This window comes from Streptomyces sp. NPDC037401, assembly GCF_055602345.1.
Genome location: NZ_JBVJWO010000066.1, coordinates 1 through 14,271, shown reverse-complemented (window position 1 = coordinate 14,271; position 14,271 = coordinate 1). Strand labels below are relative to the sequence as shown.

General features: G+C 73.3%; 12 protein-coding genes. 6 read left to right on the top strand and 6 right to left on the bottom strand.

Annotated elements, in window-relative coordinates; translation table 11 throughout:
- Positions 1–313: 313 nt before the first annotated feature.
- The gene (locus tag ACZ7H1_RS36800; RefSeq protein WP_470792789.1) at positions 314–1,504 is read right to left on the bottom strand and encodes a thiolase C-terminal domain-containing protein; all 1,191 of its coding nucleotides are present in this window, start codon (positions 1,502–1,504) and stop codon (positions 314–316) included.
- A 150-nt stretch (positions 1,505–1,654) separates the two neighbouring features.
- Between ACZ7H1_RS36800 and ACZ7H1_RS36795 the strand changes: the two genes are divergently transcribed.
- On the top strand, positions 1,655–2,980 hold the full coding sequence (locus tag ACZ7H1_RS36795; RefSeq protein WP_470792787.1) for an acyl-CoA dehydrogenase family protein: 1,326 nt from the start codon (positions 1,655–1,657) through the stop codon (positions 2,978–2,980).
- Positions 2,980–3,456 carry a nitroreductase family deazaflavin-dependent oxidoreductase gene (locus ACZ7H1_RS36790; RefSeq protein WP_470792786.1) on the top strand — a complete coding sequence of 159 codons (477 nt, stop codon included), beginning with the start codon at positions 2,980–2,982 and terminating at the stop codon, positions 3,454–3,456. Before ACZ7H1_RS36795 ends, ACZ7H1_RS36790 begins: the two co-directional genes overlap by 1 nt.
- 186 nt (positions 3,457–3,642) lie before the next feature.
- Here the strand turns inward: ACZ7H1_RS36790 and ACZ7H1_RS36785 are convergent, their stop codons facing one another.
- On the bottom strand, positions 3,643–4,290 hold the full coding sequence (locus ACZ7H1_RS36785) for a TetR family transcriptional regulator (protein WP_470792784.1): 648 nt from the start codon (positions 4,288–4,290) through the stop codon (positions 3,643–3,645).
- A 514-nt stretch (positions 4,291–4,804) separates the two neighbouring features.
- Here ACZ7H1_RS36785 and kbpA point away from each other — a divergent pair.
- Complete coding sequence (gene kbpA / locus ACZ7H1_RS36780; protein ID WP_470792783.1) at positions 4,805–5,584, top strand: AfsK-binding protein KbpA; 780 nt, start codon at positions 4,805–4,807, stop codon at positions 5,582–5,584.
- A gap of 225 nt (positions 5,585–5,809) precedes the next feature.
- The gene (gene afsK, locus ACZ7H1_RS36775) at positions 5,810–8,305 is read left to right on the top strand and encodes a protein serine/threonine kinase AfsK (protein WP_470792781.1); all 2,496 of its coding nucleotides are present in this window, start codon (positions 5,810–5,812) and stop codon (positions 8,303–8,305) included.
- 57 nt (positions 8,306–8,362) lie between these two features.
- On the opposite strand, the gene ACZ7H1_RS36770 is transcribed toward afsK, so the two are convergent.
- Positions 8,363–9,082 carry a hypothetical protein gene (locus ACZ7H1_RS36770; RefSeq protein WP_470792780.1) on the bottom strand — a complete coding sequence of 240 codons (720 nt, stop codon included), beginning with the start codon at positions 9,080–9,082 and terminating at the stop codon, positions 8,363–8,365.
- Positions 9,083–9,229: 147 nt separating this feature from the next.
- Between ACZ7H1_RS36770 and ACZ7H1_RS36765 the strand changes: the two genes are divergently transcribed.
- The gene (locus tag ACZ7H1_RS36765; RefSeq protein ID WP_470792779.1) at positions 9,230–9,919 is read left to right on the top strand and encodes a hypothetical protein; all 690 of its coding nucleotides are present in this window, start codon (positions 9,230–9,232) and stop codon (positions 9,917–9,919) included.
- A gap of 70 nt (positions 9,920–9,989) precedes the next feature.
- On the opposite strand, the gene ACZ7H1_RS36760 is transcribed toward ACZ7H1_RS36765, so the two are convergent.
- The 3 genes from ACZ7H1_RS36760 to ACZ7H1_RS36750 are packed head-to-tail and all read right to left on the bottom strand — an operon-like array spanning position 9,990 to position 12,433.
- Entirely contained in the window at positions 9,990–10,781 is a 792-nt protein-coding gene (locus ACZ7H1_RS36760; RefSeq protein ID WP_470792777.1) for an enoyl-CoA hydratase/isomerase family protein, read from the bottom strand.
- Complete coding sequence (locus ACZ7H1_RS36755) at positions 10,778–11,263, bottom strand: Zn-ribbon domain-containing OB-fold protein (protein WP_470792776.1); 486 nt, start codon at positions 11,261–11,263, stop codon at positions 10,778–10,780. Before ACZ7H1_RS36755 ends, ACZ7H1_RS36760 begins: the two co-directional genes overlap by 4 nt.
- A gap of 18 nt (positions 11,264–11,281) precedes the next feature.
- Positions 11,282–12,433: a lipid-transfer protein gene (locus tag ACZ7H1_RS36750; protein ID WP_470792775.1), complete on the bottom strand. Its 1,152-nt coding sequence runs from the start codon at positions 12,431–12,433 to the stop codon at positions 11,282–11,284.
- Between the two features lie 93 nt (positions 12,434–12,526).
- On the opposite strand from ACZ7H1_RS36750, the gene ACZ7H1_RS36745 reads away from it, so the two are divergent.
- Complete coding sequence (locus ACZ7H1_RS36745; RefSeq protein ID WP_470792773.1) at positions 12,527–14,116, top strand: FadD3 family acyl-CoA ligase; 1,590 nt, start codon at positions 12,527–12,529, stop codon at positions 14,114–14,116.
- Positions 14,117–14,271: the final 155 nt, after the last annotated feature.

Below are 14,271 nucleotides of genomic sequence, written 5' to 3'. Positions count from 1 at the left end.
ATGCGGGCAGACCACGGAGAACCGTCCAAACCCCGACCCACCGGAAACACGCCCCCATCACCCCGCCCACCACTCACGTCCCCGACCTGCCGGAACAAGCACGCTGGCGCCGACCGGCCGTCGCGCTGATGGGGGCAGAACTCGGCTTCGCCGAGTGCCGATGCGTCGACCCGGCTGCGGGGACCGTCAGGAGCCAGCGCGGCACCGAGAGGGGCGGGCCCAGCAGAGCCCCCACCCCTATCCCTCACCCCATCCCCATCCCCACCCCCTCACCCTCACCCTCACCCTCACCCCCACCCCCACCCCCTCACCCTCACCCCTTCCCCAGTACCACCGTTCCCGACGAGCAGAACCAGCCGCCCGTGCCCGAGGCCACCGCGACCTCCGGTAGGCGGCCGCCGCGTTTGCGGACCTGGCCGGGGCCGGCCTCTCCGCGGAGTTGGCGGACCGCCTCCACCAGGAGGAACAGCCCCCGCATGCCCGGGTGGCAGGCGGACAGGCCGCCCCCGTCGGTGTTCACGGGCAGCTCCCCGTCCCGCAGCAGCCGGCCCTTCTCCACGAACGCGCCGCCCTCCCCCTTCGCGCAGAAGCCGAGGTCCTCCAGCGTCACCAGCGTCATGTACGTGAAGGCGTCGTAGATCTGGGCGACGTCCACGTCCGCCGGCGTCACCCCCGCCCGCCCGAAGGCGGTGCGGCCCGACACCGCCGCCGGGGACACCGTGAAGTCGTCCCACTCGGACATGGTCGTGTGCGACACCGACGTACCCGCACCCAGCACCCACACCGGCGCCTTCGCGCAGTCCGCGACGTACTCCGCCGCCACCAGCAGCACCGCGCAGCCGCCGTCCGACCGGATGCAGCAGTGCAGTTTCGTGAACGGGTCCGCGATCATCTCCCCGCCCAGCACGTCGTCCACCGTGATCGGGTCGCGGAACATCGCGTCCGGGTTCGTCGCCGCGTTCGCCCGCGCCTGGACCGCGACCGCGGCCAGCTGCTCGAGCGTCGTGCCGTACTCGTGCATGTGGCGGCGCGCGGCCATCGCGTACTTCGAGATCAGCGTGTGCCCGTACGGCACCTCGAACTGCAGCGGTCCGCGGGCGCCGAAGGACAGGTTCGACGTACGCCGCCCGGCCTTGATGTCCGCGCGGGCCGTGGATCCGTACACGAGCAGGACGGCGTTCGCGTGCCCGGCCGCTATCGCGTCCGCCGCGTGGGCCGCCATGACCTCCCACGTCGAGCCGCCGACGGCCGTGGAGTCCACCCAGGTCGGCCGCAGCCCCAGGTATTCGGCTACCTCCACCGGCGCGAGCGTGCCCAGCCCCGCCGACGCGAAGCCGTCGATGACGGACCGGTCCAGCCCGGAGTCGGCGAGTGCGCGGCGCGCGGCCTGGGCGTGCAGGGCGTACGGGGTGGCCTCGTCGACCCGTCCGCAGTCCGAGAGGGCGATGCCGGCGACCGCGACCCTGCGCCGGCCGCCGGAGGAGGCGATAGCAGCTGAAGGCATGAATCTGACGGTACATCAGATCCGTCCGGGCCGCGGGTCGGATTGTTGGTGGGATTCAGCCGCTCCCACATGACCGCACCACCACCCCTGTGCTTCTCCCCCTCCTCGCCCTAACATGACGCCCCGTCAGATACGGGGAGGAGCCCGACGATGGACGCCGCCTTCACCGCGGAGCAGGACGAGATCCGCCGCACCCTGCACGACCTGCTGGGAAAACGCTGCGGACCGGACGAGGTCAAGGCCGCCGTGCGCACCGGGCCCGGCTACGACCGTGACCTCTGGCAGCAGCTCTCCACCCGCCTCGGCCTGCCCGGCCTCGCGATCCCCGAGGCCTACGGGGGCGTGGGCTGCGGGACCGCCGACCTGGCGCTGGCCTGCGAGGAGACCGGCCGGGCGCTGCTGCCGTCGCCGCTGCTCGGCACCGCCGTACTCGCCGCACCCCTGATCGCGGCCCTCGGCACCGAAGCGCAGCGCGCGGCCCTGCTGCCCCCGATCGCCGCCGGCACCCTGACCGCCGCACTCGCCGTGCCCGGGACCGCGCTGGCCACCGCCCTCGCCCTGACCGGCGAGAACCACCCGGGCGACTGGGCCGGCGACGGGCGGGCCGGCGGGATCCAGGCCCGCCGGGCGGCGGGGGAGGACGGCTGGCGGCTGTACGGCGAGGCGGCCCAGGTCCTCGACGGCCACAGCGCGGGCCTGCTCGTGGTCGCCGCCCACGCGGGCGGCTTCGCGCGCAGCCGCACCCTTCTCTTCCTCGTACGGGACGATGCCCCCGGGCTGGTACGGGCCCGGCAGACGACCCTCGACGAGACCCGCCCCCAGGGCCGTGTCCAACTCCGCGACGCCCCCGCCGAACTCCTCGGCACGGACCGGGCCGGCGAACACAACCTGGCCGGCGAACACAACCCGGCCGGCGAACACAACCGGGCCGGCCAACACGACTGCGCCGGCCAATACGACCGCGACGACCGCGAGGTGTACGAGGCGCTGGCGGCGACGGGCCGGACCGCAGCCGCCGTGCTCGCCGCCGAAGCGGTCGGCGCGGCCGCCCGGTCCCTCGACCGGACCGTCGAGTACGTCCGGACGCGCGAGCAGTTCGGCCGGTCCATCGGCTCCTTCCAGGCCGTCAAACACCGCCTCGCCGACCTCTACGTGCAGCTCCAGGCGGCCCGCTCCGCGGCCTACTACGCCGCCTGGGACCCGGCCCAGGGCGGCCTTGCGCTCGCCCAGGCGCTGGAGGCGCTGCGCACGACGGCGGGGGAGGCGATCCAGCTGCACGGGGGGATCGGCTTCACCTGGGAACACGAGGCCCACCTGTACTTCAAGCGGGCGGCGGCCGACGAGCTGCTGTTCGGCCCGGTCCACCGGCTGCGCGCGCACGCCGCGACCCGCGCCGGCCTGTTCACGCCCACGGACATGAACACGAAACCCCGCACGGAAGCACCCACGGGATCGGAAGAGAGGCTGGCCGTCTGATGGCTCCCGGAGTCCGCATGATGCAGAAGGTCTCCTCGACCAGGCTGTTCGCCCGGATCGCACCGCACTTCATCCCGGCGATGGACCGTACGGTGCACAAGCTGACCCGCGGCAAGGTGATGCTGAGCGCACAGATGCTGCCCGGCGTGATCCTGACCGCCAAGGGCGCGAAGAGCGGCCTGCCGCGGACCACCCCGCTCGCGTGCATGCCGGAGGAGGCCGCCGGCACCTGGATCCTGATCGGCTCCAACTTCGGGCGCCCCGGCCATCCGGCCTGGACCGCGAACCTGCTCAAGCACCCGGATGCAGAGGTGAGTTGGAAGGGCCGTGACATCGCGGTGACGGCACGGCTCCTGGAGGGGGAGGAGCGGGCTCGGGCCTGGCGGGCGGTGCTGAAGTTCTGGCCGCCGTACGCGACGTACCAGGCGCGGATCGACCGCGAGATCCGGCTGTTCCGGCTGGAACGCCGGAGCTGAGCCGAACGCCGGGGTCAGGCCCCGCCCTCAAAAACATGCCTACCGACGTACCGACGTACCGACGTACCGACCTGCCGATCGCGTCCGTGGACGCACCACGGCGGCGGACCCCCAGGTGGTCCGCCGCCGCGCAGACAGGATGTGCCGGGCGGGCGTCCCGAGACGCAGCCCCCCGTGGACGCCCGGCTACTTCGTCGGCTTCTTGCCCGTGATGCCGAGGTGGACGAGGAGTGCCAGATTGGGCTTGAGTTCGGCCTGCTTGACGCCCCAGGTCTGGAAGCCCTTCTGGTGCGAGGCGACCGCGGCGAGCATGGCGACGAGCGAGCCGGCCATGGCGGCCGGACTGACGTCCTTGTCGACCTTGCCCTTGGACTGGAGCTCCTTGACCGATTCCGTGAGGGAGTTGGTCACGGAGTTCAGGATCTTCATGCGGATCTTGTAGAAGCGTTTGTCGCCTTCCGCAGCGCCGAGATCGACGACGCGGAGGATCGCGTCGTTGCGGCGCCAGAAGTCCAGGAACCCCTCGACCAGTTCCTCCGCGGCCTGCCAGCCGGCCTTGCCGACCCAGGAGCGGCCCTCGACGAGCGCCGTCAACTGGGCACCCTCGGTGGCCATTTGCTCGGCGATCTCCAGTACCGCGCCTTCCACGTCGGGGAAGTACTGGTAGAAGGTCGCGGGGGAGGTGCCGGCCTTACGGGCGACGTCGATGACCTTGACGTCGCGGTATGGCGAGGAGCTGAGCATCTCGCTGAGGCAGTCGAGCAGCTTCTGCCGCGTCGCCTGTCCGCGCCGACCGGCCACGCGGCCGTCGACGGTGCGTACTTGTCCTGTCATGCCGTCAGCTTACCGAGGGGTGATCGGCGCGCGATTCGGCCGCCTGCAAATGGGGTTAAGCCCTCCGCCTACGGGGGCGCGAGCGGGCCCGCGCCTGTTCGCAGGCGGGTTCCCCGCCCGGTGGGACCCGTACCCCGCGCTTCCGCTTCTGCCCGCCACGCACCCCTGGCCCCGCCCCGCCGGGGCGTCCGGCGTACCCCGAACAGTCTTATCAACAGGCTGTGGACAGCTTTCCCGGCAACCGGCGCCAAACCGGCGCCAAACCGGCGCCAAACCAGCGCCAAACCGGCGGCGAGCCGGAAACAGGCCAGTCGCCCCAAGCCACCCGGGCGCCGCACCCCGCCCGCACCCCGCCCGCACCCCGCCCCCACCCCGCCCCCACCCCGCCCGCACCCCGCCTCCACCCCGCCGCGCGCCCGCGCCGCCCCGCTGCGCGATGGCCGACGTCGGCCTAGTTTGGCAGGACGTACCGCGCGTAGTGGTACGTACCGCGCGCAAGGGAAGGACCAGGCCCATGGCCGCATTCGCAGAGGGCACGCCCTGCTGGGTGGACGCCTCGCTCCCCGACCTCGAGGCGGGCAAGCGGTTCTACGGTGAGCTCTTCGAGTGGACTTTCGGCGACAGCGCGGGAGCCGAGTACGGGCACTACACGCAGGCGTACTGCGAGGGCCGCAACGTCGCCGCGCTGGCCCCCAAGCCCGATGGCCGCATGCCCACCGTCTGGAACGTGTACCTCGCCGCCCGGGACGCACGGGCGACCGCCGCCCGCATCCGCGAGGCCGGCGGCCAGGTGATCATGGACCCGATGCCGGTCGGCACCTTCGGCACGGTGGCGCTGGCGGCCGACCCCGGCGGCGCGGTCTTCGGGCTGTGGCAGCCGGGCACGCACCCCGGCTTCGAGCGGCTGAACGAACCCTTCTCGTACTGCTGGACCGAGGTCTACACGCGGGAACGGGACGCCGTCGACACCTTCTACGCCCGCGTCTTCGGCTATCTGGCCGAAGACCGGGACGACGCAGGGGTGGAATACCGGACCTGGTCGCCGCCCGGCTCGCAGCCCGGCCCCGACAGCGCAATCGCGGGGCGCAGCGTGATCACCGGCGCGTTCCCGGTCGAGATGCCCGCGCATTTCCTCGTCTATTTCGCGGTCCCGGACTGCGACGCGTCCGTGGCGACCGTGCGGCGGCTGGGCGGGCGCGTCACCGCGGATCCCTTCGACACCCCGTACGGGCGGATCGCCGTGGTCGCCGACAACCAGGGCGCGGCCTTCGCCCTGCTCTCCGAACCGCTGTAGCCGCTGCGCGCCGCCCCACCCCCACACCCCTCACCCCCTGTCCGAGGTGTCCGGATCGGGCCGGATCGCGGTAGGACACCCCGATCCGCCCCCGGGTTCGACCGGGAAGCCCCGGACAGACAGAATCAGGGTGCGCACCGCCACGCGGTGCCCAGTGGTGAGACGCTGCACGGGGCTGTGGAGACGCGGGCCCTTCAACAGCCCGTACGGGGAGGTGGCAGGCGAGTGGTGGAGCAGCTGACGCAGCACGACCCGAGACGGATCGGCCCGTTCGAGGTGCTCGGCAGGCTGGGCGCCGGCGGCATGGGTCTGGTCTATCTCGCACGTTCGGCGTCCGGTCGCCGCGTGGCGATCAAGACGGTGCGCACCGAGCTCGCCGAGGACCAGCTCTTCCGGGTCCGGTTCACGCGTGAGGTCGAGGCCGCGCGTGCGGTCAGCGGCTTCTACACGGCGGCCGTGGTGGACGCGGATCCGCGGGCGGCCGTGCCGTGGCTGGCCACGGCGTACGTCCCGGCGCCCTCCCTGGAGGAGATCGTCAACGAATGCGGGCCGATGCCCGCACAGGCCGTACGGTGGCTCGCCGCCGGCATCGCCGAGGCCCTGCAGTCGATCCACGGCGCCGGCCTGGTCCACCGCGACCTGAAGCCGTCGAACGTCCTCGTCGTCGAGGACGGCCCGCGCGTGATCGACTTCGGCATCGCGAGCGGTGTCTCGAACACCCGGCTGACCATGACGAACGTCGCCGTCGGCACCCCGGCGTACATGTCGCCCGAGCAGGCGAAGGACTCGCGCAGCGTCAAGGGCGCCAGCGACGTGTTCTCCCTCGGCTCCACCCTCGTCTTCGCCGCGACCGGGCATCCGCCGTTCCACGGCGCGAACCCGGTCGAGACGGTGTTCATGCTGCTGCGCGAGGGCCCCAACCTGGAAGGGCTGCCGGACGAGCTGCGGCCGCTGATCGAGTCCTGCATGCAGATGGACGCGACCAAGCGCCCCACCCCGGCCGACCTCCAGGCGCAGTTGGCCCCGCACCTCTTCGCCGCGGGCGACGACAGCGGCACGGCCTCGGCGTGGCTGCCGTCCCGCGCCACCGACATGATCGAGCAGCGCCGGGCGGGCGGGCAGCGTACGACGTCCGCCCTCGGTCCGGGCGGCCACGGCGGCCCCGGGGGCCCTGGCGGCCACGCGGGCCCGGCGGGCCACGGACCGGTCTCCGGACCGTCGACGCACCGCCGCAACCGCCCCGTGACCCCGCCGCGCGGCTCCGAGCCCGCCCGGCCGGGAGCAGGGGGCTGGGCGGACCCGCGGACCGGCCAGGCGGCGCCGCCGATGCCGCAGCACCCGCCCGCCCCGCCGGTGCCCGCCCCGCCCGCGCCCGTCCCGGCGAACGGGATTCCCGGGCCCTCCGGGGAACCGGTCCGCCTGGGCGGGTCCCCGGTGCCCATCGGTCCGGGCCCGCGCGCGGGATCGCCGCTCGCCGCCGCTGCCGAGGCGGGCTCCGCCACCGGCTGGATCCGCCCGCCGGGCGGTGCCGTGGCCGCGCCTCCCGCCCCTGCCCCCGCGCCGGTGCCGCGCCCCGGCCCGGCGCCGGACAGCGGCCGCTGGCGCCCGTGGCGGTTCCGGATGTCGAACGAGGTCTGGGGCACGCCCACGGTCGACGGCGACCTGCTCTACGTGACGTCGTTCGAGGTTCACGCGCTGGACGTGGCCACCGGCCGCCGCCAGTTCAAGACCCGCGACGTCGCCTGGTCGATGGCGGTCGCGGACGGCCGCATCCACGCCTCGGACGGCCCCTCGCTGTACGCCCTCGACGCCCAGGACGGCGCCGAGCGGTGGCGGCTGCAGACCGACGCGTGGGTGTACGCGCTCAAGGCCGACCGGGGCACGGTCGTCACCGCGACCCGCGGCGGCGGCGTACAGGGCTGGGAGGCCTCGAACGGACAGAAGCTGTGGGAGCTCACCGGCGCCCAGACGGACTTCGAGACCCCCGAGGCCGCCCCGGTCATCAAGGACGGCACGGTCTACGTCTGGCAGGACGCCCGGCTCCGCGCCCTGGACGCCCGTTCGGGCCGTGAGCAGTGGTCGTACCCGGTGGGCGACGCGGCCTCGTGCGGCAACGTCCCCGTACGCGTGCTGCCGGCTTCGGACGGCCACGTCTACATCGCGGCGGGTACGCGCGTCCTGGCGGTCGACCGGGCCTCGGGCCGGGTCCGCTGGCACTTCGAGGCGCCCGCGGTGTTCATGGCGGCGCCGGCCTTCGCCCCCGGCGCGGCCGTGACCGGCGGCGGGGTCTACCTCGTCGACTACCTGGGTACGGTCTACGCGCTGGACGCGGGCACCGGCCGGGACCGCTGGCGGATCGCGACGGAGCCGCGGCAGTCCTCGGAACCGGTCCTGGTCGCGGACGGCAGCGTCCACCTGGGCGCGGGCAGTGCGCTCTACACGCTGGACGCGGTGACGGGCACCCCGAAGTGGCGTTTCGCGGCGGGCGGGGAGATCACCGGTGCTCCGGCGGTGGCGGAGGGCCGGGTCCACTTCGGCTCGGCGGACCACTGCCTGTACACGCTGGACGCGGCGGGCGGCCAGCTGCGCTGGAAGCTCAAGACGGGCGGCGAGATCGCGGGCTCCCCGGTCGCGAAGGCGGGCGTGGTCTATGCGTGCAGCAAGGACCGCTGCGTGTACGCCCTCGACGCGGCCAAGGGAACGGGTACGCGTACGTCCTGATGCCCGCCGGGCCCGACGAGCGCGGGCCCGGGCCCGCGGCGCCCGCCACGGCCGATGTCAGTGCTTGTCGAGCGGCGGGCCCAGCGGCGGGCCGTGCGGGGGTGGAGGGGCGTCGGGTTCCGGGCCGTCGATGGGGGAGCCGAGCGCCGGCCCGTGCACGTACGGATGCGTCTGGGCCTGGGTCTGGGTCTGGGCCGGTGTCGGTGGTGTCTGGCCCTCGGGCGCGGGCTCGGGCGCGGGCTCTGCCTGCGTCTGCGGGTCGGGCCGGGGCTGCCAGGACGGCGGCGGTTCCGCGGCCGGGGCCGGTGCCGGGGTGTACGGGACCATCTCCGGCTCCACGGGCTCCCGGCGGCGACGACGGGGCCGGCCGGTCATGACCGCCGCCCCCAGCAGCATCAGGACCCCGCCGCCGAAGGCGTTCGCGACGCCTTCGCCGAGCCCCGCGCCGGCACCCCCGACGCTCAGCGAGCCCGCGGCCTGCCCCTGGCGGATCATCCACAGGACGGTGACACCGAGGACGATCACCCCGGCGAAGGCCATCAGGAACCGGGAGCGCCGCAGCACCGCGAGCAGGGTCAGCAGGGCCGCGCACGTGAACGGGAGCAGGAGCGAGGCCGCGAGGTTGGGCGTGTCGGCGGTGATGCCGGTGCCGGTGAAGAGTTCCTCGATGCGGTAGTCGCGTCCGTGACGGCCGTCGTACCAAGCACGGAAGGGGCTCCAGACGGCGGCCGTCGCTCCGACGAGCCCCATCACGGAGCCGAGTACGTTGCGGACCATGCTCGGCCTCCTGGGTCGGGCTCTCGCTCCCGACGCTACGCCCGGCCCGATGCCCCCGCACTCCGGCCGCCCCGCCACTGCTCCGATCGGTGATCCCCCGTGGCTGATAGCGTGCGCCCGCCATCGATTCAGGGGAGGGATCGCGCCATGTTCGGGCGTCGGATCAAGTTCGCAGCGGTACTCGTCGGCGTCGTGCTCGCGCTGACCGGCTTTTCCACGGGGGGAAGCTCCGGGAGCAAGTCGGGCAAGAGCAAGAGCAGCGGGAGCGACTCCAGCTCGGGCGGCGGGTGCTCCAGCTCGAAGAAGAAGAACGGCTCGGACAACGACAGCGACTGGAAGAACAGCACTGCCGGCAGCACCGGCAGCAGCGGCTACCGGACCGGCCCGGCGGCCACCGCCACCTCGTCGTCCGGCGCCCCGGCCACGGCGCTGTTCATCCGGTGCGCCACCGAGGCCGACCCCGCCGCGACGGTCAGGGTCACCTCCCTCTCGGGGACCAAGCGCACCTTCACCGTCGAGGTCGAGTTCCTCGGCGGCCGCAGCGGTGCCACCGGCACCGAGATCGACGAGAACACCGCGCGGATCACCCTGGAGCCGTACGCGAGCCGCGAGCTCCGCGTCCCGATGACCGCCGCGAACGCGCACCGGGCCGAGGACGTCGAGCTCTGTGAGATCGACGGCGTGGAAGCCGACTCCGGGACGACCACCACCATCAGGCCCACGTCCAGGCCGACCGCGCGCGCGACTGCCGGTCCGGCCACGCAGCCGACCACCACGCCGAAGTCCCGCTCCACCACGCCCACCAAGACCACCAAGCCCCGCTCGAGGCGCCGCTGACGACCCCGGGGGAGCCGAGGAACCTGACGGATCCGACGGATCCGACGGTGCGGCCGGAGCCCGGGGCAGGTCAGCGCAAGCGGAAGTCCCCGCCCGCCCGCCGCCCCTCGAACAGCTCCGCCTGCCGCTCCGGCGGCAGGTTGCCCAGCGCGATCAGGTGCGGGGCATGCGCCAGCGCCTGGCTGCGGGCGGCCTCCTTCGCCGACCACAGCGCCCGGACCGTGCCCTGCACCGCTTCCGTCGGGTAGCCCGCCAGCACCTCCGCGCACCGCACGGCCGCCGCGACTTCCTCACCGGGCGCGGTCAGCTCCGACACCAGCCCGATCTCGTACGCGCGCCGCGCGGAGAGACGTTCCGCCGTGCCCATGAGCGACATCCGGGCGACCTCCCCGAACGGCATCCGCTGCGCCATGTGGACGGCCTCGTAAGCGCTGACCATCCCGTACGTCGTGTGCGGGTCGAAGAACGCCGCCTCCTCCGACGCCACCAGGAACTCCGCCTCGCCCAGCAGGTAGAACGCCCCGCCGCACGCCATGCCGTTGACGGCCGCGATCACCGGCTTCCACAGGTCGTTCGCCTTCGGGCCGATCGCGATCATCGGATCGTCGATCGTGTACGGGGACGCGGGCTGGGGCACCTCCACCGAGCGGTCGATGCCGGTGCAGAAGGCCTTCGGCCCGGCCCCGGTCACCACCACGGCCCGTACCGACTCCTCGTACCGGAACTCCCGCCAGACCGCCGAGAGCGCGGCCGCCGTGTCGAGGTCGACGGCGTTGAGCCGGTCGGGCCGGTCCAGCGTGACCACGGCGACGCCCGTCGCCTTGTCCCGCTCGACCCGCAGGCCGCCCGTACCGCCGCTCACGGCCGCTCCAGCAGCCAGCGCGGCACGGCCATCCCGTCGACGTCCGCGAAGGCGACCTGCACCTTCGCGCCGATCCGCAGCCGCGCCGGGTCCACGGAGTTCAGCGGAGCCCCCGCCGACGCCACCAGATTCCCCGCCAGCCGGATCTGCGGCGCGTCCGCCAGCTCCACCAGGATCACGTTGTACGGGGCCTGGGCGGCGTACGCCGGCAGCAGCGGCGGATGCGGCTGCACGAACGACCAGATCCGCCCGCGCCCGCTCATCAGCCGCCACTCGCTCTCGAAGGACCCGCAGTGCGGGCAGCACGGCCGCGGCGGGAACCGCAGCTTCCCGCAGTCATCCCCGGCGCACGCCTGCACGCGCAGCTCGCCCCGGGCGGCGTACTCCCAGAAGGGTCCGCCGTCGACGTCGGGAACGGGCGGCAACAGCCCCTGATCGCCGGAGGCAGAACCGGGACCGGAAACGGAAGGGGAAACAGTCATGGGACAGACTCCTCAGCTTCAGGCGCGCAGCAGGATCGCGGACGTCGGTACGCCTTCCCCCGCCGTGACCAGGCAGGTCGCGGCATCCGGCACCTGGGCGGTCGAGACGCCGCGCAGCTGCTTCACGCCCTCGTTGATCAGGTTGAAGCCGTGGACGTACGCCTCGCTCAGCCCGCCCCCGCCGGTATTGATCGGCAGCCGTCCGCCGATCTCCAGCGCCCCGCCCTCCGTGAACGAGGCGCCCTCGCCCCGCCCGCAGAAGCCGTAGCCCTCCAGCGACAGCGGGATCAGGGGCGTGAACGCGTCGTAGATCTGCGCGACGTCCACGTCCTCGGGCCCGAAATCGGCCTGCTTCCACAGGTGCCGGGCGGCGGTCCAGGCAGGCCCCGACAGCGGGTCGTCGTTCCAGTAGTTGACCATCCCGTGGTGCTGGGCGGGCAGCCCCTGCGCCACCGAGTGGACGTAGACCGGCTTCTGCCGGCAGTCGCGGGCGCGCTCGGCGCTGACGATCACGCAGGCCAGCGCCCCGTCCGTCTCCAGGCAGTTGTCGAAGAGGCACAGCGGCTCGCTGATCCAGCGGGCGGTCATGTACATCTCGCGGGTCAGCGGCCGTTCGTACATCATCGCGGCCGGGTTCTGGTTCGCGCGGTTGCGGCAGGCCAGCGCCACGTTGAAGAGGTGGTCGCGGGTCGCCCCGTACTCGTGCATGTACCGTCTCGCCAGCATGCCGATCTCGTCGGCGGGCCGCAGCAGCCCGAACGGGCGCGTCCACTGGCCGGGCGTGGGCAGCTGCACGGCGGTGTTCTTCCACGGCCGCGGCCCCGACCCCCGCTTCCTGGACCGCCACGCCACCCCCACGCTCGCCTGGCCCGTGGCGACCGCGGCCGCCAGGTGCCCGACCGTCGCGCACGAACCCCCGCCCCCGTACCCGACCTTGGAGAAGAAGGTGACGTCCCCGGCGCCGATGGCCTTGGCGACCTCGACCTCGTCCGTCTCCTCCATCGTGTACGAGGCGAACGCGTCGACCTCCGACGGCGCGATCCCGGCGTCCCCGAGCGCGGCCAGAATCGCCCGGCAAGCCAGGGCCTTCTCGCTCTCCGGGAGCTGTTTCGCGAAGGCGGTCTGCCCGATCCCGACTATCGCCGTCGCGTCCTTGAGCGTTGCCGCCATCGCCACCTCCGCAGCTGCACCGGTACTGACAGCCGGGAAGGCTACAGCTAATCTGACGGATAGTCAGCTACTGTGTTACGGGAGGGATCCGCCATGGGCGAGGACGAACGCGGCGATCTGCGCTGGGGCAGCATCCCGGGCCTGGTAAGGGCGGCGGCAGAGGAGTACTCGGCCCACGAGGCCGTCGTCGACGGCCGCACCCGCATCACCTACGCCGATCTGGGCGAACGCATCGAACGAGCCGCCGCCGCCTGCATCGCCTCCGGCATCGAACCGGGCGACCGCGTCGCCATCTGGGCCCCCAACACCCTCGACTGGATCGTCTCCGCCCTCGGCGCCGTCAGCGCCGGCGCCGTCCTCGTCCCCCTCAACACCCGCTTCAAGGGCACCGAAGCCGCCTACGTCCTCGAGAGCAGCCGCGCCCGCCTGCTCTTCATCACCGGTACCTTCCTCGGCACCTCGTACGTCGCCTCGCTGCGCCGCGCCACCGCCGAGGGCCCCGGCGCCGGGCCCCTCCCCGGCCTCCCGCACCTCGAACAGGTCGTGGTCCTCGCCGACGACGCCCCGGAGTCCTTCCGCACCTGGAAGGACTTCCTCGCCGCCGGCGACACCGTCGCACCCGCCGTCGTCCGCGACCGCGAACGCCGGATCCGCCCCGACGACCCGTCGGACATCATCTTCACCTCCGGTACCACGGGCCGGCCCAAGGGCGCGGTCATCAGCCACGCCCAGACCCTGCGCTGCTACGCGATCTGGAGCGCCCTCGCCGGCCTGCGCGAACGCGACCGCTACCTGATCGTGAACCCCTTCTTCCACACCTTCGGCTACAAGGCCGGGATCATCGCCTGCCTGATGCGCGGCGCCACGATGGTCCCGCAGCCGGTCTTCAACGTCGACACCGTGCTCGCCAACATCGCCGCCGAGCGGATCTCCGTACTCCCCGGCCCGCCCACCCTCCACCAGTCCCTCCTGGACCACCCGGCGCGCAGCCACCACGACCTGTCGGCGCTGCGCCTGGTGGTGACCGGCGCGGCCGTCGTCCCCCTCCGGCTGGTCGAACGCCTCCGCAACGAACTGCGCATCGCGACCGTCCTCACCGCCTACGGCCTTTCGGAGGCGAGCGGCATCGTCACGATGTGCCGCCAGGGCGACCCGGCCCCGACCATCTCGGCCACCAGCGGCCGGGCCATCCCCGGCACGGAGGTGCGCGTGGTCGACGGCGAGGTCTGGGTACGCGGCCACAACGTGATGCAGGGCTACTTCGAGGACCCGGACGAGACCGCCCGCGCGATCACCCCGGACGGCTGGCTGCGCACCGGCGACGTCGGCGTCCTCGACGAGGCCGGCAACCTCCGCATCACCGACCGCATCAAGGACATGTTCATCGTCGGGGGCTTCAACGCGTACCCGGCGGAGATCGAGCAACTCCTGGGCCTCCACCCGGACATCGCCGACGTCGCCGTCATAGGCGTCCCCGACCCCCGCCTCGGCGAGGTCGGCAAGGCCTACGCGGTCCGCCGCCCCGGCTCGACCCTGACCGCCGACGACCTGATCGCCTGGTCCCGCCGCGAGATGGCCAACTACAAGGTCCCCCGGCAGGTCGAGTTCCTCCCGGACCTCCCCCGCAACGCGAGCGGCAAGGTCCTCAAAACCACCCTCCGCCGGTCCGCTGCGCTTGGCTGACCCGAGCCGGTCCGCTGCGCTTGGCTTGGGCGGGGGTCGCTGGTCCGGCTGGCGCCGGTGGGGGCTGCGCCCGCGCTCCGCGCGGGCTGGGGATACCCACCCGCACCACCCGTGCGGTTGGGAGGGCATCGCTGAGGTCTCCCAGTGGTCGGCCA